14 protein-coding genes are annotated in these 20,006 nt (G+C 57.4%); 7 read left to right on the top strand and 7 right to left on the bottom strand.

The annotated features are described in order from the left end of the window. Nucleotides 1–43 precede the first annotated feature (43 nt). Together Mag101_RS01750 and Mag101_RS01755 are read right to left on the bottom strand one after the other, a co-directional pair. A complete protein-coding gene (locus tag Mag101_RS01750; RefSeq protein WP_077399947.1) occupies nt 44–2,839 on the bottom strand; it encodes a M1 family metallopeptidase in 2,796 nt (931 codons plus the stop codon). A gap of 297 nt (nt 2,840–3,136) precedes the next feature. After that, a complete protein-coding gene (locus Mag101_RS01755) occupies nt 3,137–4,696 on the bottom strand; it encodes an alpha/beta fold hydrolase (protein ID WP_077399950.1) in 1,560 nt (519 codons plus the stop codon). A gap of 422 nt (nt 4,697–5,118) precedes the next feature. Here Mag101_RS01755 and Mag101_RS01760 point away from each other — a divergent pair, with 422 nt between their 5' ends. Both Mag101_RS01760 and Mag101_RS01765 read left to right on the top strand, forming a co-directional pair. Next, nucleotides 5,119–6,660, top strand: coding sequence for a hypothetical protein (locus Mag101_RS01760; RefSeq protein WP_232325096.1), 1,542 nt, complete (start codon nt 5,119–5,121; stop codon nt 6,658–6,660). A gap of 151 nt (nt 6,661–6,811) precedes the next feature. Beyond that, complete coding sequence (locus tag Mag101_RS01765) at nt 6,812–7,735, top strand: glycosyltransferase family 2 protein (RefSeq protein WP_198040052.1); 924 nt, start codon at nt 6,812–6,814, stop codon at nt 7,733–7,735. Between the two features lie 14 nt (nt 7,736–7,749). Here the strand turns inward: Mag101_RS01765 and Mag101_RS01770 are convergent, their stop codons facing one another. The 5 genes from Mag101_RS01770 to Mag101_RS01790 all read right to left on the bottom strand — a co-directional run bounded on the left by Mag101_RS01770 (nt 7,750) and on the right by Mag101_RS01790 (nt 10,869). Beyond that, nucleotides 7,750–8,133, bottom strand: a complete 384-nt coding sequence (locus Mag101_RS01770) for a VOC family protein (protein WP_077399956.1) — start codon at nt 8,131–8,133, stop codon at nt 7,750–7,752. Between the two features lie 24 nt (nt 8,134–8,157). Beyond that, nucleotides 8,158–8,649, bottom strand: a complete 492-nt coding sequence (locus tag Mag101_RS01775) for a GNAT family N-acetyltransferase (protein ID WP_232325097.1) — start codon at nt 8,647–8,649, stop codon at nt 8,158–8,160. Between the two features lie 41 nt (nt 8,650–8,690). After that, nucleotides 8,691–9,014, bottom strand: coding sequence for a hypothetical protein (locus Mag101_RS01780; RefSeq protein ID WP_077399963.1), 324 nt, complete (start codon nt 9,012–9,014; stop codon nt 8,691–8,693). Nucleotide 9,015: 1 nt separating this feature from the next. Further along, a complete protein-coding gene (locus tag Mag101_RS01785; RefSeq protein ID WP_077399966.1) occupies nt 9,016–9,831 on the bottom strand; it encodes a class I SAM-dependent methyltransferase in 816 nt (271 codons plus the stop codon). A 90-nt stretch (nt 9,832–9,921) separates the two neighbouring features. After that, nucleotides 9,922–10,869, bottom strand: coding sequence for a LysR family transcriptional regulator (locus Mag101_RS01790; RefSeq protein ID WP_077399969.1), 948 nt, complete (start codon nt 10,867–10,869; stop codon nt 9,922–9,924). Nucleotides 10,870–11,045: 176 nt separating this feature from the next. Between Mag101_RS01790 and Mag101_RS01795 the strand changes: the two genes are divergently transcribed. The 5 genes from Mag101_RS01795 to Mag101_RS01815 all read left to right on the top strand — a co-directional run bounded on the left by Mag101_RS01795 (nt 11,046) and on the right by Mag101_RS01815 (nt 19,882). Continuing rightward, nucleotides 11,046–12,491 (top strand): NAD-dependent succinate-semialdehyde dehydrogenase, encoded by a 1,446-nt coding sequence (locus tag Mag101_RS01795; RefSeq protein ID WP_077399972.1) that lies wholly within the window; start codon nt 11,046–11,048, stop codon nt 12,489–12,491. A gap of 211 nt (nt 12,492–12,702) precedes the next feature. Next, nucleotides 12,703–14,016, top strand: a complete 1,314-nt coding sequence (locus tag Mag101_RS01800; RefSeq protein WP_077399975.1) for an aspartate aminotransferase family protein — start codon at nt 12,703–12,705, stop codon at nt 14,014–14,016. Between the two features lie 375 nt (nt 14,017–14,391). After that, entirely contained in the window at nt 14,392–16,308 is a 1,917-nt protein-coding gene (locus Mag101_RS01805; RefSeq protein ID WP_157520112.1) for a DUF4382 domain-containing protein, read from the top strand. Between the two features lie 302 nt (nt 16,309–16,610). After that, complete coding sequence (locus tag Mag101_RS01810) at nt 16,611–17,441, top strand: DUF6515 family protein (protein ID WP_157520115.1); 831 nt, start codon at nt 16,611–16,613, stop codon at nt 17,439–17,441. 158 nt (nt 17,442–17,599) lie between these two features. After that, nucleotides 17,600–19,882: a mechanosensitive ion channel family protein gene (locus Mag101_RS01815; protein ID WP_077399983.1), complete on the top strand. Its 2,283-nt coding sequence runs from the start codon at nt 17,600–17,602 to the stop codon at nt 19,880–19,882. Nucleotides 19,883–20,006 lie beyond the last annotated feature (124 nt).

Below are 20,006 nucleotides of genomic sequence, written 5' to 3' on the forward strand. Positions count from 1 at the left end.
CAAATAGAAATGGCAGCCGAGGCTGCCATTTCTATTTGCTTGTTTATCTAAGGCTGTCGACCATCGCGGTACCCTTATCCTTCAAGGCGATACACAATTGTATGCTCTCCTCGGTCTGTGCCAGGGCGCGCTCGAAGCCGGGTATGATCTCGTGGTGATCGGCGAACAAGATTTTCACCTCACGCAACTCCTGCGGGTCACAGAATTTGGTTGAAAAACGCGGTGTGTTACGTCGCCACTGCCCGGGAATCTTTTCTACTATGGCGGCAAGGTTTTCTTGCAGCCATAGCCAGTTGAGTGCCTGAACTTCAGAACTGCCCATGGAATTCATAACCAGCCCGAAAGCTTCCCGTGGACCCAGGTCATCGCTCAGTGCAAGGTCGTGAATAATATGCAGCTGTGATGGGTCTGTAACACGGCCCATGGCGTTGGCGCTGGCGTTTTCGAATAGCGGATCGTCGATTTGTTTGCGTACTTGGATCAGGTGCTCGAGGAAGTTCTTGTCCGAGTCTTGTATAGCAACGGTCAGGGCGCTTTCGTAGAGATCAGAATCCAGCGCCTTGGGATCCCGCGCTACGCCAAAGCCGGTGAATCGCTCGGCCTTTTCTTGCAGCTGCTTGCGTACTTCTTTGTCTTTTGCCTCCAGCGCCAGGAAACCGAGCAGGCGGCTATTCAACAATTTGCTTTCCGCATCATCCTTGCCCGACAGTTCATTTACTTTTTCACTGTACAGTTTTCTCAGGAACGCGTGCCAGCTGTCCGCATGATTGCGATCAACATAATGGTCGCTGTATTTGCTGAGGTATGCCAGCGGGGCTTCCACTACCTGGCGCTTATCGGAGATGGCAGACAGGCGCACCACTTCAAACAGAGTGGCGGGTGTTAGTTGCCCCGCTTCGAATGCGGCAAATGCGCTATCGATCAGTGACAAGCGTTCGGTTGCGTTGAGGGAGTCATACGCACCGAGTAATTTCTCCCATTGTTTTTCATCCATGTTGAAGCGGTAGTAACCACTACCGTTGGCATTCGGCATGACCCATTTTGGGCAGGCGCCACCGGAAAGTGCGAGTGTCTGTTTGCTATCTGTGAGGAATTCGCACTGTGCGACGCCAGAGCTGCCGCGCATACAGAGCGGAATACTCCACTGTTGTCCTGCGTCGGCAATGGGGGAACCGAGTGGCTTGTAGCGCTCCTGGGTAATATGCACCTGCGCATTGCCCTCTGTATTGCAATCCACGGTGACCGACAGCAACGGCACACCTTTCTGCTCGACAAAGGTGCGGAAGGTTTCGGTCAGCTGTGGGCTGTCGGTTTCATCCCCGATGACCCGGTAGAAGTCTGGCGAGTCAGCGACGCCGTCGGCAAACTTTTCCACATAGCGGCCCAGTGCGGGACGGAAGACATCGGCACCGAAGTACTCATCCACCATGTGGATAACCCCGAGGCTCTTTAAATAGGTAATCGCATCGTAGGCGTTGCGAATATTGTTGTTGTCGGTAATGGGTTCACGGATGGCGCGGGTGCTGGCGAGCGAATCCATCTTCATCGCGCTGATTGCGCGTGCCGCGGCGTTCAGGTCGTGGCCTCCGTCCGGTTCCATGATGGTCAGTGCCAACGGAGTGCCCCAGGTAGCGAAACCCTCTTTCAGCCACAGGTCATCCCACCAGGGCGGCGTAACCAGGTTACCGAACCACATGTGTGCAATTTCATGGGCATGAATCCCCAGCAGCGCCAGGCGCTGACCCGGTGCCGGCTCGTCGCCATCGACCAGAATACGCTGCTCCCGGTAGGTGATCGCCGCGGAAAGTTCGGTGGCGCCGCTGGGCCATTGGGGCGCGGCAATGATGTCGAGTTTGCGGAAGGGGTAGGGGCGTCGGATCTGCTCTTCAAACACACGCAGCATTTGCGGGGTGATATCGAGTACGTATTGCAGGTCTTTGCCGCGGCCCTTGCGCGCAAAGCCGCGCAGTGGCAAAGGCTCTTTGCGGTACTGGTTGGCGGGGATGGCCGGGCGCTCCACTACATCGAAGGGACCTACCGCAAGGGAGAGCAGGTAAGTGGGCATGGGCGGAGACTGGGCGAAGGTAACTTTCTGCATCCCGTTGCCGGCGTCGTTGCGCGCGGTTTCCGGTTCATTGCTGATGGCCTCGTATCCCTCGGGCACGGTCAGGCTGATGTCATAGGTTGCCTTGAGGCCGGGCTCGTCGAAGCCCGGCAGGAAGCGGCGAGCCTGGATGGATTCGGATTTTGCCAGGGCGTAGGCATCGCCCTTTTCCTCGACCTTGAACAGGCCGGCGAGGTTTTTGTCGAATGGTGCGCTGTATTGAATACGCAGGGTGATTTTGCCGGCGGGTATCTCTTCGCCAAAGTCGACACGGACGACGCCACTGTCGAGCACCTGTTTGTATTCCGCCGGTACAACCTTTTCGCCTTCGGCATTGGCCGCTGCGTTTTCATTTACGGCGTGTACCACGGCATTGATATCGGAAACATTAATGTTGTTGCCGTGTATCCAGATATGGTCGGACGCCTTATCCAGCTCGATGTCGATATCCACCTGACCGTGGAAGGTATCTTGGCGCGGGTCGAGGGTAAGGTCGAGCCGGTAAGCGGTTGGGCGCACGTCGTCGGGCAGCCGGCCCGCGGGCGCCTGCTCGCGTGGATTTGTGCTGGCCTGGGGCTGGCTGGCGGACTTTTCTGATGCCTCGGGCGCAGCGCCTTGTTCACTCTTGGCTGCAGGCTCCGTTGGTGGAGTGTCTTCGGTGTTCTTTTTGTCGGATCCGCATGCGGTAAGCAGGATCAGCCCGGCCAACAGGGCGGGTAAGGCAAATTTTTGCATTGGAAATCTTTGCGTAAATTTTTGGATTGGAAAATAGGGGAAAGGTTTTCCCTATTGCAGTGGGCTCTATTGTAGCGGGTCGCGCGCTTTGCTTTACAGGGGAAGGGTGCTGATTTTGGTGTCAGCTAACAGGAGGGCGTTGTGGACTAGGTAGCGTCCAGGTGCCAGGTATCCAGGTACCAGGTATCCAGGTGCCAGGTATCCAGGTGCCAGGTATTGGATTCAAAAATGTTTCTGAAAACCAATACCCGGTACCTGTCCTTTATATATGACTTATGAATTTTTCCATTTTCGGTATTACAGGTGCGGAATCGTCAGCACCGACTGCTGGCTCCTGCGATAGGGCACGGTAATTTCGTACCGGGTATCGGCAGGCTTCTGATAAATCAGCCCCTCGGTGTCGATGGCGAGGGTTACTACATGCCCGGCGGGTACATCGTAGGAGGTGGTGAACAGGTCCAGGGATATCTTCTGGCTCTGGCCAACCGCAGCATTACGCACGGTGATGGGTGCATGGGTGATCAGGCGGCCGAGGCCCAGGGGGCCGGTGTCGTAGAGGTGGACGTGCAGCTGTACTTCCGGCTTGCTCGGTTTTATCCACATTTCCAGGCTGGGGGTACCGCGAATCTTGAACGTACTGCCGAATACCGGCGAGTTGTATTCGATGGCGTGGTAGCCGTTGATACCGAGCATGTTGGTATACACCGGAATACCGAACCCTTCGAGCGCATCGGATATTACCGGGATACCGGTGCCCGCTTTGGTGTCGGCACCACCGTGGAAGTCGTTGCTCCAGCCCCAGCCGTTGTAGCTGCTGGTTTTCATGCTGGCGTTGTTGAAGTAGCTGAAGCGCGGATGCAGGAAGTAGCGGGTGGACTTGTCGGTGACCGGAAAATCGTCGAACTGCTCCAGCTTGTTGCTGATGCGCACGGTCATGTCGACCTTGGGCTCGGTGTCGATACCGTTGGCTTCCTCCTTAAGGTAGCGGTCGAACCAGCGGAAGGTGGTTGCCCAGATATGCCCGTCGTTGCCGCCAAGGGTCTCGGTCACCGCGTGGGTGCCGGGGTTCAGCAGCAGTTTCTTGGGGCCGTCCAGCAGGGTATACAGCTGGGTCATGCTGTTGGGTTTGAACAGGTAGTCGGCGAAGTTGTTCGACATCAATACCGCGGTGCCATTGCTGTTGAGTTCCGGCACATAGGAGAGGGCGGAGCGCGGTGCGGCGAAGGTTTCAACGCCGGCAATGTCTTCGGTGGCGCGCAGGTTGGCCCAGATGGTGTCCACTTCCGGATCCAGGTTGAGCGCGGTGGTAGTGAGGATAGTGCCCCACACCAGGTTAACGGTGTCGTTCGGGTACAGGCCCTCGATCACATCCGACCAGCCCGAAAGCGCCGCTACGGCGGTAACCCGTGGGTCTTGGGCAGCGGTGACCAGGGAAATACCGGCTCCATAAGAAATGCCGGCCATGCCGAGTTTGCCCACCGGGTAATTTGCCTGCAGCCAGTCGATCAGCACGCTGGCGTCGTTGATGGAGTTATCCCCAGCCACGTCGACCAGGCCCTCGGAGACACCAAAGCCACGGGTGGAATAGCTCATCACCAGATAGCCGTTTTCGGCGAGCTCTTTGGCCTGCAGTAGGTACTGATGCTTGTCGAGCATCCAACTGTTGGTAAAGAGCACCGTGGGGTAGCCGCCGGCAGGGGCTGCGGTTTCCGGTATAAAGAGGTTGGCATCCAGCTCGCTGCCGTCGAAGGTGGTGATGTCGAGGTCTGGAATAAAGGTGGGGGCGGCCTGGCTGCTTGCGGTAAATCCGGCGCACAGGGCACCGGCCAGCAGCGCCGGCAGGGCAAATGTCTTCATGGTTTTCTCTCGGAAATTATTATCGTTTTACTGCTTCATCGCTCCGCCTCTGGTACGGGACCGGGGCGGATCCAAGAAGTCTATGGAGCCCAGTGAAAATGGGGAGAGGGTAACTTTTGTGACTGTGAACCAGTTGTCAGTCATTGGCGCGCGGCTAAACCCAGAACTTTTCGGTCATTTTGTGACTGAATAGTTCGTACCGTTCGTGACCGCCTTTATGCCAAAGATGAATTATAGGTTCTCGTTTAAGATTGTTCTTTTTTTAACCAATGAAAACGGTTATTGTGGCTTTTCACGCAGCGCTGTTCAAAAAACGGACAGCTGCACCATTGGCGAAAAACCCGGATGGTCAGAATATGTTTTCACGAATGCTCGCGTATTTAGTTGTTTTTTCCGGTGCTTGGCTGTCGACCAGTGATGTCATGGCAGAAAGTCTCGCGGAAGACACTTGGTACGAAATTGACAGCGCTAACTTTCACATCGTCACCAACGGTGAACCCAGCTCCGTACGCCGCCTGGCAGAGGATTTGGAACGTTATCGCGCGGTGGCTTTGAGCCTGCTGGGTGCCAAAGATGATGGTGCCAAGCTGACCATCTATGCCGCCGCTGACCGCGAGAGCTATGCCGGTCTGGTAGGTGATGACCTCTCCGAGCTGACCAATGGTCTGTTTGATACCACCGCTGAGGGCAGCTACGCGCTGGTGAACCTCGACGGTCGTACCGGTGAGCGTCAGTTGGAGGCTCGTGAGTTCCTGTTCCACGAGTACACCCACTTCTTGAGCTACAACGGCACCACTACCCACTACCCGTACTGGTACAGTGAAGGCTTCGCCGAGTTCATGTCCACCATGACCTTTGGCCCGGGCAATACCTACGACATCGGTGCTATCCCCGGTGAGCGTGCCATGACCCTGCTGTACACCAGCCCGGTACCGCTGCAGGAACTGTTGCGCGCGACCGTGCACAACACCCCGGATGAGGAAAAAGGTCGTGTGTATGCCAGTGGCTGGATGCTGGCCCACTGGATCATCATGAAGAGTGGCAAGGCCGAGGAATTCAAGCAGTTCGTTAAGGACTACAACAACGGTGCCGACCCGGTACGTGCGCTGAGCAAGAACCTGGGTATGTCCATCGCTGAGATCGAAGAAGCGTATAACGCGCAGTTCCTGGAAGGTCGCTTCCAGTTGGCCCGCGGCAAGGTGCCGGCGCACTTCAAGTCCGAGCGTCCGAAGCTGCGCGTAATGAGTGGTCAGGAGACCGTCGTTGAACTGGCGCGCTTCCTGGTGAAGTCTGGTTACAACCAGCAGGGCATCCGCGATCTGGCTGCCTACGCAGAAAGCGCTGACGTTTACTCTCCGGAGTTGACCGCGGTGCGTGCAGACGCTGCGACCCGTGAAGGTGACTTCGACCGCGCTGCCCGCTTGCTGGCGCAAGTAGCCCCTTCCGACCGGGATGAGTTCTGGTACCAGAAAGCCCAGGCTTGGTTGTGGCTGAACCGTGAGATCGGCAGCATGGGTAACGAGCGCAGCAAGGAGAACCTGAAAGGTGCCCGCGACAAGTTCGTAAAGCTGGTTAACAACCAGTCTGGCCAGGCGATGAACTGGTACGGCCTGGCGATCACCATGCAGATGCTGGGTTACCCGAAGAAGCAGTATGTGGAAATGCTTGAGCAGGCTTACCTGCGTGCCCCGCGCGAGCTGCACATCGCTCAGTGGATGGCTCAGGAGCTGTACGATCGCAAAGACGCGGAGTACTTCACCGAAGTTGCGCAGCCGCTGATGCTGGAGCTCACCAATGAGCACGAGTACAACCAGATGAAGATGATGTTGGCTGAGATGAAGCCGGAAGCAGGTCGTTCTACCGCCCATGCTCACGCGCACAGCCATAACCATAACCACGGCAAGGCATCGGCGAAAAACAAAAATGCGATGGCCGCAGGCGGCAGCAACAAGGCTACCCCCTGATCCCATAACAACATCTTTCCCTTCCTTTACTGGGTATCCGATAGAAGCGGCAGGCATTAGCCGCTACTATCGGACCCAGTTTTTCGTTTCAGTGGCCTGCTTTTTACTGGCGGGAAGATAACAATAAATCCTGAATCGGCTGGAGGGAGCCTTGAGCCTTCTGATATCTATCGTGTGCCCGATGTACAACGAAAGCGCGGGACTCGAGCATTACTTCAAAGAAATTACCCGGCATTTGGATCAGCTCGAGTATCCCTACGAGCTGATTTGCATCAATGACGGCAGTACCGACGACACGCTGGAAGCGCTGTATGCCAAACAGCAGGAAGTTAAGGCGCTGCGGGTGGTCAACCTGTCGCGTAACTTCGGCAAGGAGCGCGCCCTGTCCGCAGGCCTGAGCGTCGCCGCTGGCGATGTGGTGATCCCGATAGATGCGGACCTGCAAGATCCGCCGGAATTGATTCCGAAGATGCTCGAGCAGTACCACCAGGGCTTCGATGTGGTGCTTGCGCGGCGCACCTCGCGCAAATCCGATTCGCTGGCCAAACGCTGGACTGCCGGCATGTTTTACCGCCTGTTGAAGCGCCTGTCCAAGGTACAGATACCGGAGAACGTCGGCGACTACCGTCTGATGTCGCGCCGGGTGGTGACCGTGCTCAACAACCTGCCGGAATCCCAGCGCTTTATGAAAGGCCTGTTTGCCTGGTGCGGATTCCCCACCACCTATGTGGATTACGAGCGCCCCGAGCGGGTGGCCGGCGAGAGTAGTTTCAGTGGCTGGAAGCTGTGGAATCTGGCGTGGGAGGGAATCACCAGCTTCAGTACCGTGCCGCTGCGGGTGTGGACCTATATTGGCGGGATGGTCTCTTTCGTGTCCTTCCTCTACGGGGCCTGGATTATTCTGCGCACGCTGGTGCTTGGCGTGGACACCCCGGGTTATGCATCCACCATTGTGGTGGTGTTGTTTCTCGGTGGCATCCAGCTGGTTGGCATCGGTGTGGTGGGGGAGTACGTGGGGCGTATTTATATGGAAACTAAACGGCGCCCGGTGTTTGTCATTGAAAGTGTCAAATAGCACGTTGCGACGCGCTAGCTCTCATATAGCTCGAGCGGCAGTCCGTCGGGATCACTGAAAAAGGTGAAGCACTTGCCGGTGTACTCGTCCACGCGCACCGGTTCCACTTCTACTCCGCGGGCTTCCAGCTGCGCCTTGGCTGCCTCCACCGAATCCACACAAAACGCCAGGTGACGTAACCCACGTGCTTCCGGATAACTTGGCCGCGGTGGCGCATCCGGGAAAGAAAACAGCTCCACCTGGCCGCCATCCGGCAGTTGCAAATCCAGCTTCCAAGAGTCCTGCGCCGCGCGGTAATTCTCCGCTAGAATTTTGAGCCCGAGAATATTTACGTAGAAATCTTTCGCGCGCGGGTAATCGGAACAAATGATTGCCGCGTGATGGATGGACTTCAACATGGCTTTTTAGTCTTACTCTTCGGCTCAGTCTTCGGTTTCGGTGCGGTAAATCTGCATGCCGCGCGCCTGATAGTTGGCCAACGCGCCCTCGTGATCGAGAGTGCAGGTGTGCACCCACACGCGTTTGCAGGGGGCCCAGTTCCACGCCTCTTCCAGTGCCCGGCTTAGCAGGTGTCCGCCAAAGCCGCGGCCGATAAAGCGTGGGGCCAGGCCGAAATAGGCGATCTGTACCGTATCGTCCGCCTGTTTCTCCAGTTCGAAGTAGCCGGCAATAGTGCCGCGGTAGTAGGCCGCCCAGGTGCGCAACGTGTCGCGCTCTGCATAGTCCTGCCATTGCGCATCCGATTGCTTGAGTTTATCCGTCCACTCCCAGGGTTCTCCCACCAGCTGGTAAAGGTAGCGGTTAAAGCGGAACTCTTTCTCTTCCGCCTCTACAATCGACAGCCCGTCCGGACATGGTTTGCTATTCAGTTGCCCCGGGTCGGTCATTTCTAGGTAGTAGGTTGTTACGCTCACGGTTTACTCCAAAGGTTGATCGTGCGTTGGCGACCGTAATATTACTGATTGCGCTCGTAGGCGGGAGTGTCAAACTGGCGGTAGTCGATTTCTTCAAATACCCAGGCGTTTGGCGCTTCTGCCTTGTGTTCGGCGATGGTCTTGCCGAATACCTCGATGTGAATCTCTTCCATCAATTGGGCCAGTTCGGTCTTGCTATTAATGCCGAGATAGATGCCGGCCTGCATAAAGCCTTCCAGGCGATGGCGCTCGACGACGGGTATCTGCATGCCCAGTTTGGAATTGGCAAACAGCTGGCGCAGCCGGCGTGCGACTTCCTCTGCAAACTTCTCCGTAAACCTCTCCTGCTGTATCTCCTGTTGCATCTCAGGCTTTCCTCCAGCTGGCGGTCAGGGCGAGCGGTGGGTTGTGTGGGATGTTGGCGAGGTCGCCACAACAGTTGCCCACGTCTTCGGCAATCTCTTCAAAGGTTTCCAGCACCAGATTGCTGGCGATAGCCGCGCTGAAGATATCCCCCAGGGTATGCTGGAAATTGTAATGGGGTTCGGACGCGTACTTTTCGCCGGTGAAATAATCCAGGCCGTCGTCGCTCACTTGTGCCTCGCGATCGAAGTAGGAGTAGGCAATGTGTGACGGTGTGCCCTCGGCGTACATATTCAGTACCGGGTGTATCTCTTCCATCAGCAGGCGGCCGCCGGGTTTTAGCAGCTTGCTGCAGGTTTGGATAAAACCCTGTAGGTCGGGCATCCAGTTAAGCACGCCGATGGTGATGACAGCGAAGTCGAAGCGCCCGTAGTGGTGCGGCGGAATCTCGTACACATTGTGGGTTTCGAATGCCATATCCGAAAAGTCGCCGCTCTTAACAAGACTATTCGCCTGCTCGATAAATTTGCTAGAGCCGTCGATGCCGAGGCAGTAACCCGCCCCCTTGTTTTTGATCGACAGCAGATCTTTGCCGTTATTGCAGCACACTTGCACCACTGAAGCGCCGGTAAGTTCCTGCGCATCCACCAGTCGATTGAAATCCGCTTCCAGTGCGTTGAAGCCTGGTTCGGCAACGCGCTCGGCCAGATCCGGGTTGCGCTGGTGGTGAATGGCAGCCGCCTCATTCCAGGATTTCAGGGTTTGTTCGGTATATTTTTTGGTGCTGTCTTTAAGCGCTTCTTTGGTTTCGGTAGCCATGGTTACATCCCGAGTTGTCTCCCAAGTGAGATTTGGGTTTCCGTACTTTTAAGCGTGTTATTTTTCTGGGTTTATTCGTGTGCCGGTTCATTAAACTTCACTCGCCGGCATCTGTAGCGATTCGATAAACAACTGTACCGCAGGTTGCTCCAATGCACTGCTTTTGCAGGTAATCGCATTCTGGATCTGGTAGCAAAAGCGCTCCGGGCGCAGCGCATTCAGGGATCCATTTCTAACATATTCATCCGCCAGGTAGGCGGGTAAAAAGCCGATAAATTTTCCAGACAGGATCATCGCTAAACGCGCGGCCATATGGTTGGCGATGCTTTTGTGCGGAAACAGCCGATATAAATGCGCGGCGCCAGACAAAACCGCGTGGTCTGGGGCGGCGAGTTCCTGCTGGGTGATCAGCTCCTCGTCAATCTCCTGTTCCGTTTGCTCGGCGCAGGGGTGGTTGGTGGCGCAGTACAGCAGCGACTGATGGCTGAACAGAGGCTGGTAGCTGAGGCCGGGGCGGCGGGAGTGCAGCGGGTTGATGCCCACATCGGCACGCCCGGCGAGAATTTCCAGTTCTAGCTCGTGGGGGGCGGCCAGCTGGATATCCAGCTGTAGTTGCGGGGCGCGCTCGCGCAGTTGTGCAATGGTGTCTGGTAGGTCCAGCTGCGGCATGGAAAGGACATCGTCCGGCAGGATCAATCTCAGCTTGCCGGTCAGTTGCGACTGGATGGCGTTGATCTGGCTTTTGAAGGTGGCCAGGTGACCATCCAGTTCCAAAATTGCCTGGTACAGGGATTCGCCCTCCGGGGTGAGCTTGAAGTCAGCGCGGCCGCGAGAGCGCAGGCACAGCTGCATGCCCAGGCGGGTCTCCAGGTCTGACAGGTGCACGCTGATGGTGGAGCGGCTGATATTGAGGGTCACTTCGGCAGGTGCCAGCCCACCGGCCTGCACCACCTCGCGGAATACCCGCAGCAGGCGCAGGTCCATATCGCTGAGCCGCCCGGAAAGTGCCGTTTTCGCGGATTTTTGACTGCTTTTCATGGCTTTTAACCTCAATTTGCCCGTCTAGCTTGCGTGCAGACGTCGCGTCTCTGGCACAGCCTAATCCAAAGTTAGATAAACATAAATTTTAGTTTTAAATTTCTTACTTTTCGCCACCAGACTTCCCCGCCACTATTGCTCCAATACTGATAAATAAAGGGATCAGGGAGTATTCGATGAAGTTGAACAATAGCCAGTTGCTGCAGACCAAGAACTATATCGACGGTCAGTGGTGCGAGAGTACCGGTAAGTTGGCGGTCACTGACCCGGCCAATGGCGAGCTGTTGGCTGAAATTGCCGATGGCAGCGTTGCCGATGCCGAACGCGCGGTTGCCGCGGCGCACCGTGTCTTCCCTGAATGGCGCAGCAAAACCGCCGCCGAGCGCGCGGCGGTGTTGAAGCGCTGGTATCAGCTGATTGTGGAAAATCGCGAAGACCTGGCGCGTATGCTGACTCTGGAGCAGGGCAAGCCGCTGGCAGAGGCCCTGGGTGAGATTGACTACGGTGCTTCTTATATCGAGTGGTATGCGGAAGAGTGTCGTCGCGCGTACGGCCAGACGATTCCGACCCACAACCCGGCCATGCGTCTGCACACCATTCGCCAGCCGGTGGGTGTGGTGACCTGTATTACGCCGTGGAACTTCCCCAACGCGATGATTACCCGCAAGGCGGCACCGGCGCTGGCGGCGGGCTGTACCGTGGTCATCAAGCCGGCGAGCGAAACGCCGCTGTCGGCACTGGCGCTGTGTGCGCTGGCCGAGGAAGCGGGTATTCCGGCGGGCGCCCTGAATGTGGTGGCGAGTAAAGACTCTCGCGGTGTTGGCAAGGTGCTGACCCAGGATGCGCGGGTGGCTAAGTTCACCTTTACCGGTTCCACGCCGGTGGGCAAGTTGCTGATGGAGCAGTGCGCGAGCACCGTGAAGAAGATGTCTATGGAGCTTGGTGGCAATGCGCCGTTTATCGTGTTTGACGATGCCGACATCGATGTGGCGGTCACTGCGTGTATGGCTACCAAGATGCGTAACGCGGGCCAGACCTGTGTGTCGACCAACCGCATTTATGTGCACGAGTCGGTGCACGATGCGTTTGTATCCAAGCTGCAGGCGCAGATGGAAACCTTGCAGCCGGGTCACGGCCTGGAAGAGGGTACTAATTTCGGCCCGCTGATTTACCGCCGCGCGGTGGATCAGGTGCATGGTCTGGTGGAAGAGGCGGTTGCCAATGGTGCGCGCCTGTTGCTGGGCGGTGATTTCCTGCCGCACGGTGAAAATTACTATGCGCCGACTTTGCTGGTGGATGTGCACGATGAGATGCGCGTTGCGCGGGAAGAGATTTTTGGGCCGCTGGCGGTGGTGCAGAAGTTCCGCGATGAAGACGATGTGATTCGTCGTGCGAACGATACACCTTACGGTCTGGCGGCTTATGTGATGAGTGAGAATATTCACCGCGCGAACCGTGTGGTGGAGGCGCTGGAGTACGGCATGGTGGCCTGTAACGCGGGTGTTTTCTCCACCACTGTGGCGCCGTTCGGTGGCTGTAAAGAATCCGGCATCGGTCGCGAAGGCGGCGTTGAAGGCATGGCCGAATTCTATGAAACCAAATATTGCTGTTACGGGGCATAAGCCCTATTTGAATGGTTAATTGATCGTGTGGCGGCAGAGCACCGGGTACAGATTTTCAGGACCACTGTGAACCCATCCATGGGCGTTGCGGCGCAAACTTCCTGTTTGCGACGCTCCTGAAAATCTGTACCCGGCACTCAGCCTTCGCATCAAAGTTATTTGCTACCTTTTGTGTGCCGCTTAGGCGCATGAAAATAAATCGGAGAACATCATGTCCGAACTGAATACCGACGCATTTTGGATGCCGTTTACCCCCAACCGCAGCTATAAGGCAGCGCCGCGTATTGTTGAGCGCGCGGAAGGCATTTACCTGTTTGAAAAATCTGGCCGAAAAATTATCGATGCGACCGCAGGCCTGTGGTGTTCCAACGCTGGTCACTGCCGCAGTGAAATTGCCCAGGCGATTCAGCAGCAGGCAATGAAGCTGGATTACAGCTCCATTTTTAATTTCGGCCACGAGCTGGGCTTTGAGTACTCCGAGCGTCTGGTTAAGCACACGCCGGAAGGTATCAACCGTGTGTTCTTCGGTAACTCCGGTTCCGAGGCGGTGGAGTCCGCGCTGAAGATTGCATTGCAGTACCAGCGTGCCCGCGGCAAGGGTTCGCGCACCATGTTTATCGGCCGTGAGAAGGGTTATCACGGGGTGAACTTCGGTGGTATTTCTGTGGGCGGTATTGCGCCGAACTATCAGAGCTTTGGTCAGCCGGTGAAGGCGAACCATATGCGCCATACGCTGGATATCGAGCGCAATGCGTTCAGCAAAGGCCTGCCAGAGCACGGTGTGGAGCTGGCGGAAGATCTGGAGCGTCTAGTGGCGTTCCACGGTGCGGATCAGATCGCGGCGGTGATTGTAGAGCCGTTCTCCGGCGCCGGTGGTGTGGTACTGCCGCCGAAGGGTTACCTGCAGCGCCTGCGCGAAATCTGCGATAAGCACGATCTGCTGCTGATCTTTGATGAAGTGATTTCCGGTTGGGGCCGTACCGGTTCGCCGTTCGCTTCTCAGGAGTTTGGCGTCACCCCGGACATGATTACTTCCGCCAAGGGTATTACCAACGCGGCGGTACCGCTGGGTGCGGTGTTTGTCAGTGACAAGATTTACAACACCGTGATGGATGCGGCGGCCGAAGGTACGGTGGAATTCTTCCACGGCTATACCTACTCCGCTCACCCGGTAGCCTGTGCTGCGGGTATGGCGACGCTGGATATTTACGAGCGCGAAGGTCTGCTCACCCGCGCTGCTGGCGATATCGGCAAGCACTGGGAAAATGCCCTGCACAGCCTGGCGGACATGGATAACGTCATCGACGTGCGTAACTACGGTTTGGTCGGCGCGATTGAACTGCGTGCGCCGGAGCACCTGAAAGGTAAGTTTGGTGCTAAGGCTTCTGCACTGGCTTGGGAAGCGGGTGTGATGGCACGTGGTATTGGCGATGCACTGTGCATGTCGCCGCCGCTGATCATCGAGGCCCATGAAATTGATGAGATCGTGGGCAAGTTGCGTGAGGTGATCACCACCCTGGCCTGATCTTTCATCGAGATATGGCGCTCATTAAGGTAGTAAACACTATCGTAAGAGCACCGCGAGAAGGCGTGAATCCTGGGGTTCACGCCTTTTTTGTGTTTGTTACTTTCAACGCGTCATTTTCTATGTGTCATTTTGTGCCGATTTGACCTGCGCAAAATTTCTTTCGAATTCCTGTCAACCTTTGTGCCCGCTCCCCGTTTTATACAGGCGACCTGGTCAGTTACCTGATTTTCCGTGAGCAGGCTCCCGTGTTGTTTCCCGGGGCCTGCTTTCAAAATAAATAACGAGGAACCAAGGATGTGGGCAATACCCAATTCAATGCGTCTGCAAGGGCGATCTAATCTGCATTCCGCACGCTGGTTAAGCGGAGTGCTGTTGAGTGCGCTATTGGCTGGTTGCGGTGGCGGCAGTGAGACAACCGAAGTAATCCCGGACCCGATTAACCCGATCCCGCCGAGCAGTAGCAGCTGCGAAACCTCTGATAGCGGCAGTAACTCGGATTCTTGCGGCACGGTGCTGATCGGCATGACCGATGCCGACGGCGACTTCTTGCAGTACGAAGTGGAAGTGGTGTCACTGTCGCTGGAGCGGGTAAACGGCGCGCGCGTGGATGTATTACCGTCCAGCAACATCGTGGACTTCGCCCAGTATGTGGATGTAACCGAGCTGGTCACCGCGGCAACGGTGCCCGTGGGTACTTATGTGCGCGGGGAAATCACGCTCGATTACACCGAGGCAAATATTTACATCGAAAAGGACGGTGAAGCGCACTTGGCCACGGTGGTGGACGAATCTGGCGAGGCAGTAGGAGAGGTTACCCTGGCGCTCACCATCGACAACCGCAACCAGCTGGTAATCGCGCCGGGTGTGCCGGCCATGCTTACCGCTGACTTTGATCTCGCGGCCTCACATACGGTCAATCTGGAAGGGGATGCGCCGGTGGCCGAACTGTATCCGGTGCTGGTCGCCGAGGTGAATGCAGACGAGCAAAAAGACTTCCGCATGCGCGGCCCGTTGATCGAGGTGGACGAGACCGAAGGCGATTACCGTATTGCCCTGCGTCCGTTCCAGCACAAGCAAGGACGCTTGGGTGGAATTGATATCGTTACCGACAGTGAAACCTCCTGGGAAATCGATGGCGAGGCCTATGTCGGCGCCACCGGCCTGACCGCGCTGGCAGAGCTCGAAGCCGGCACCGCGACGCTGGCGATGGGTGTGTTCAACCGCTCATCCCGCGAATTTACTGCGGATTCGGTACTGGTGGGCTCCAGTGTGCCGGGTGCTGATCTGGATGCGGTTTTTGGGCATGTGATTGCGCGCGATGGCGATCGTCTTACCGTGCGCGGCGCGAACCTGGTGCGGGTGGATGGTGAAGTCCAGTTCAACCAGACCATGGACGTGCAGCTGGGCGAAATGACCCAGGTGAGCAAACCTCGCCGCCAACACGAGATGCTCGGCCTGCAGGATATATCCGTCGGCCAGCGCATTCGTTTGCTGGGTAGCTGGGATGCCGAGAGCGCACTGTTTGATGCGCGGGAAGGTCATGCCCACCTGTTGCTGACGCGCCTGTCGGCGACCGCCTCTGCGCAGACCGACAGCACTTTGGAAGCTGCCGCGCTGACCTTCGGTGGCCGTGAAGTTGCCATGTTTGATTTTGCTGGCACCGGTGCATCGGCGGAACACGATGCGGATCCCGCGGCTTACGAGGTCGATATTGCCGGTTTGGGATTGGGCACTCTCGGCATGGGCTCGCCGCTGCAGTTGCGCGGTTATGTGGCGCCTTTCGGCAGCGCACCCGCTGACTTCAACGCCCTCTCGATCACCGATTTCAGCGACGCCCGCGCACGCCTGCTGGTGGGTTGGGCACATGGGGATGAAGAGGAAACTGAAGCGGGAGAGGTAGGAGAGGTAGGAGAAGTAAGTGCAATTGCGAGTCTTTCCGCAACCGGCCTCACCCTGTCCGCTGACAGCACCTTTGGCGCCAAGCATCATATCCTGCGCGGCTCGCACCGCACCGACCTGCTGGAGCTGGACGGGCTGCCCGCCATTGAACCCGCCGACTCGATGTTCTTCGGCCGCGGTATCTACACCATCGCCCAGCGCGGTAGTGACTCCGGTGATCTGGTGTTTTTCTCCGACTTTGAAAGCTTTGCCACCGAACTCGATAGTCGACTGATGGCCGGTGCCATGGTCAAGCGGCTGCATGCCCGCGGTCACTACGATGACGCCGAGAATCGCTTTGGTGCGGTGGCCTTGAGTGTGGTGCTGCGCGAAGCAGTGTCTGTGGAGTAAGACGCAAGCTACCTCTTTTGCGGGCACCCTTTTTGGAGGACTCTTTGAAGCACTCTTTGAAGCACTTTTTGGGAGTTGCCCCAAGCGAAACTACACTGAATAAGTAGTCGGCCGTACGGTAGAAAGTGCGGAGCTGAAAAGTTCGAGCGCCCTGCCGTCACCGCCGGTCTCTAGTAGAGCGGCGCCTCCGGCTACTATGCGCGCGCGGCCTCTCGTTGCCTTGCCTTTTACGGCGTCGGGAGACCGTGCGTTGCTGTGTGTGGTTGTCATGGTCAAGGCCATGTAAAGCGCGAGGTAGTTGTGTGAAGTTGCTTCCCCCACAGTTCAATCGGTTGCGCAGCTGCGCAGTAGTTTGTGCCATGGCTTGCGCGGCCAGCCTTCCCTCTACGGCGGGGGCGCAAACCACCCTGCCGCCGCCGGACACCACGAGCGGCGAATCCGCAGAAGATTACCAGCGCGACCCCAACCGCCAGCGGCAGCTCTCCTCCGATGCCGTCCAGCTTACCTTGAGCGGCAATATTTATTACTATCAGGGCGGTTACTTTTATCGACGTGAGGGTGATGGCTTCCTGCGCGTGGAACCGCCACTGGGGGCGGAACTCAAGTTTGTACCCTACGGCAGTCGCGGTTTTGAGATCGACGGCCGTCAGTTTTTCCTGAGTGGCACCGGCACCTTTTATCGTTTCGACCCCCGTCGCGATCGCTATGTAGTAACCCAGCCACCATATGCCTGGCGGCGCTACTACAACGGCGATTTTGCCGGCAAGTATGAAGAGCGCCTGTACGGCTATCCCGATAAGGACCTCGGCACCTTGCGCGACCGTTCGGGGATTCCCCAGGCCTATCCGCCGGATGCGCTGGACCCGGATGGTGTCGATGACGAGGGTATGACCCTGTTTGAAGCGGAGGGTTATCGCGACCCGCGTCGTCGCCAGCCGCGCCCCTACGCCAATATTCGCCCCCCCTATGACGCCAGTGGTGAGCGCTACGACAACCGGGTCATTGCCGAGTCCCTGTGTCGTCAGGATGCCTCTGCCGCCGCACAGCGTGGCAGCAACCTGGACCGCCAGCGTATGCGCATTTATCAGCGGGTTTATCGCGACTGTATTCAGCGTTACGACCGCCGGCGCTGAAGTGCGGGCGCTTCACGAAGATCCACAAAGCAGTGCTCATCTACACTGAAACAGATGTGCGGTGCATAAGTACTGTGTGCGTGAGGTGATGGCCGGCGAGTACTCGCGGTCAGTGCAGGGAAGCTAGTTGGGGAGTGTGGTACAGGGATGGTTTCGGCATGTTAGCCAGTAACGCCCACCCAAGGGGCTTCCCGCCACTGCGGCCATATTCATGGCGGCAGTCTCTGCTTCTGTGTGTTTGCACATGTTTATTACTGTTCTCCGCGCTGGCCAGCGCGCAACTTCCCTCGGTTAAACCCAAAGAATTTTCCCCGGTCGTTCCGGATTTTACCGCGCTGTCTGCGGACTGGTGGACGCTGTGGCCGGACGTAACCCACGAGCAGAAAGAACAGTGGCTGACCGAGGTTGAGAAGGCCTGGCAGGACTGGAAAAAAACCTTGCCGGAAGAGGCAGAACTGGATGAGCGGGTTCTGCAAATCGACAAGCGCCTTGAGGGCATCCGCAAGACCTGGCAAAAAAGTGACAACTTAAAATCCGTCAAGATCTTGCCGGAAGTGACCTTTCCCGAGTCTCCCACGGTGTTGGAGTGGGCGGCATCCGACGCGGCAGTGGCGCGGGGCCAGCAGCGTTACCAGGGAGTGCAATTAGAAAAAAGCCAGATGGACGATGGCGTGGCACATTCCCTCAGCCGTCTGCGGGAGAGTGTGGCGGTACTGCGGGATATCAACCGCAACGACCCGAAACATCTGAGTGCAACGCTGGATGTGTTCTTTGGCCAGATAAATCATTTGCAGGTGCTGGAAGAGCAGCAATTGCTCAGGGATCAGCTGACGCTGTGGGATGAAGAACTCACTTACGGTCGCGCGCAACTACAGCGGATGCTGACCGGACTGCGCTTTAGTCAGGAAGTTGCCGATGAACTGGCCTCGGCGCGCACCAAGGAAAAAACCGGGCTGGAGGAGTTGGCTAAGGAGCGCGCGGATTCCCGTCACCTGGTCTTTGAGAGTGCCGACAGCGAAGTCACGCTGGAACAGCAGATCAGCCTGATGAATTACAGTGTGGAAACACTGCAAAATCGTCTGCAGTTGCGCAAGCAGGAACTGCTGCTGGCGATGAACAGCGTGCTGGACCCAAATGGGGAGGCGGAGAAACTCACCATCAGTAAAACGCTGGTGGAAAACGCGGAAAAAGCCCAGGCAGATTTGGTGCGCCAGCTCAATGTGCGCCAGCGGCAGGTAGTAGCCTGGATCGGTGAAGACCCGAAGGCGATGCAGCGCTGGTGGCAGCGCTTCGAGAAGATCAACAGCGCCCTCGGCCATGCCGGCGACCTGATCGACGACGTAAAACGCTACGAGGCCGCCCAGTTGTTTGTGTATCAGCGGCTGCAGGGGTGGTGGCGCACGCTCGGTGACCGCATTGTCCTGCAGCTACAGCAATTGCGCAGCGGCTGGCGCAACCTGGCAAATTACGAACTGTTCGCCATCAGCCAGCAGCCCATCACCCTCAAAGATATTGCCCAGATGATCCTGGTGATCATCGGTGCGTGGGGGTGTTCGCGGCTGTTGAGTTTGATCTTGCGGCGCATGGAGCGCAGAAAGCGCACCAGTGAACAGGCCGCGTACGCGCTGTGGCGGGTGCTGAATTACTGCATCGTACTCATCACGATCATTATCCTGCTGACCATGGTGGGGCTGGATACCTCGAAACTTACCTTGATCGCCGGTGCCCTGTCGGTGGGTATCGGTTTTGGTATGCAGGCGATTTTTTCCAATTTCATCTCCGGGATTATTCTGCTGTTCGAGCAGCCGCTGCGGGTCGGCGACCTGGTAGAACTGGAGTCCGGAGTATTCGGGCGTATCCGCGATATCAATGTGCGCTCCACCCGCATCACGACCCGCGACAACGTGGATATCCTGGTGCCGAACTCCGAGTTCGTGACTGGGCGCGTCACCAACCACACGCTGGAAGACCCGGTGCGGCGTATTCACGTGCTGTTTGGTGTGGCCTATGGCACTGATCCGGAAGAGGTACGCGAGGCGGCGATGGCGGCTGCGGAGCGGGTACCGGTGACCTTTTCCAATTGGCAACGCAAAACGGAGCTGTGGCTGACATCCTTCGGTGACAGTTCCCTCGACTTCAAACTGGTGGTGTGGGTGAACAGCAACGCGGTGTCGTCGCTGGGTGACCTGCACGCGCTGTACAACATCGAGCTGCTGCGTGAGTTCAACCAGCGCGGCATCGAGATTCCCTTCCCCCAGCGCGACCTGCATGTGCGCAGTTGGGGGGAAACTGCTCCACCTGCGCCGCAGGCACCGGACAGCGAACCGCCCAAGCCCATCGAGCGGCGTGGTTCCAGCGGTTCCGAGGACTGGCCGGGCGCCGGTGACGCGGATGGTGGTGCTGAAGGCGGGGACGGCGGAGACGGCGGCGATGGCCACTGACGCCTGAGTCAGCGTGGGCTGCAGCGCTTCGCCGCAATTCGCTGCAGCTGGCCGCAAAGGCGGGGAAATGCTGCCGAAAAGGCCCGGATTGGGGCTGGTCTTATTTTGTCACCCCTGTATTCTG

The sequence above is a fragment of the Microbulbifer agarilyticus genome (genome assembly GCF_001999945.1).
GTDB classification, from domain to species: domain Bacteria; phylum Pseudomonadota; class Gammaproteobacteria; order Pseudomonadales; family Cellvibrionaceae; genus Microbulbifer; species Microbulbifer agarilyticus_A.

Excerpts from the sequence above, each read along its gene's own strand:
- Mag101_RS01750 (WP_077399947.1), bottom strand. The coding sequence starts at position 2,839 with ATGCAAAAATTTGCCTTACCCGCCCTGTTGGCCGGGCTGATCCTGCTT.
- Mag101_RS01755 (WP_077399950.1), bottom strand. The coding sequence starts at position 4,696 with ATGAAGACATTTGCCCTGCCGGCGCTGCTGGCCGGTGCCCTGTGCGCC.
- Mag101_RS01760 (WP_232325096.1), top strand. The coding sequence starts at position 5,119 with ATGGCAGAAAGTCTCGCGGAAGACACTTGGTACGAAATTGACAGCGCT.
- Mag101_RS01770 (WP_077399956.1), bottom strand. The coding sequence starts at position 8,133 with ATGTTGAAGTCCATCCATCACGCGGCAATCATTTGTTCCGATTACCCG.
- Mag101_RS01780 (WP_077399963.1), bottom strand. The coding sequence starts at position 9,014 with ATGCAACAGGAGATACAGCAGGAGAGGTTTACGGAGAAGTTTGCAGAG.
- Mag101_RS01785 (WP_077399966.1), bottom strand. The coding sequence starts at position 9,831 with ATGGCTACCGAAACCAAAGAAGCGCTTAAAGACAGCACCAAAAAATAT.
- Mag101_RS01790 (WP_077399969.1), bottom strand. The coding sequence starts at position 10,869 with ATGAAAAGCAGTCAAAAATCCGCGAAAACGGCACTTTCCGGGCGGCTC.
- Mag101_RS01795 (WP_077399972.1), top strand. The coding sequence starts at position 11,046 with ATGAAGTTGAACAATAGCCAGTTGCTGCAGACCAAGAACTATATCGAC.
- Mag101_RS01800 (WP_077399975.1), top strand. The coding sequence starts at position 12,703 with ATGTCCGAACTGAATACCGACGCATTTTGGATGCCGTTTACCCCCAAC.
- Mag101_RS01815 (WP_077399983.1), top strand. The coding sequence starts at position 17,600 with ATGTTAGCCAGTAACGCCCACCCAAGGGGCTTCCCGCCACTGCGGCCA.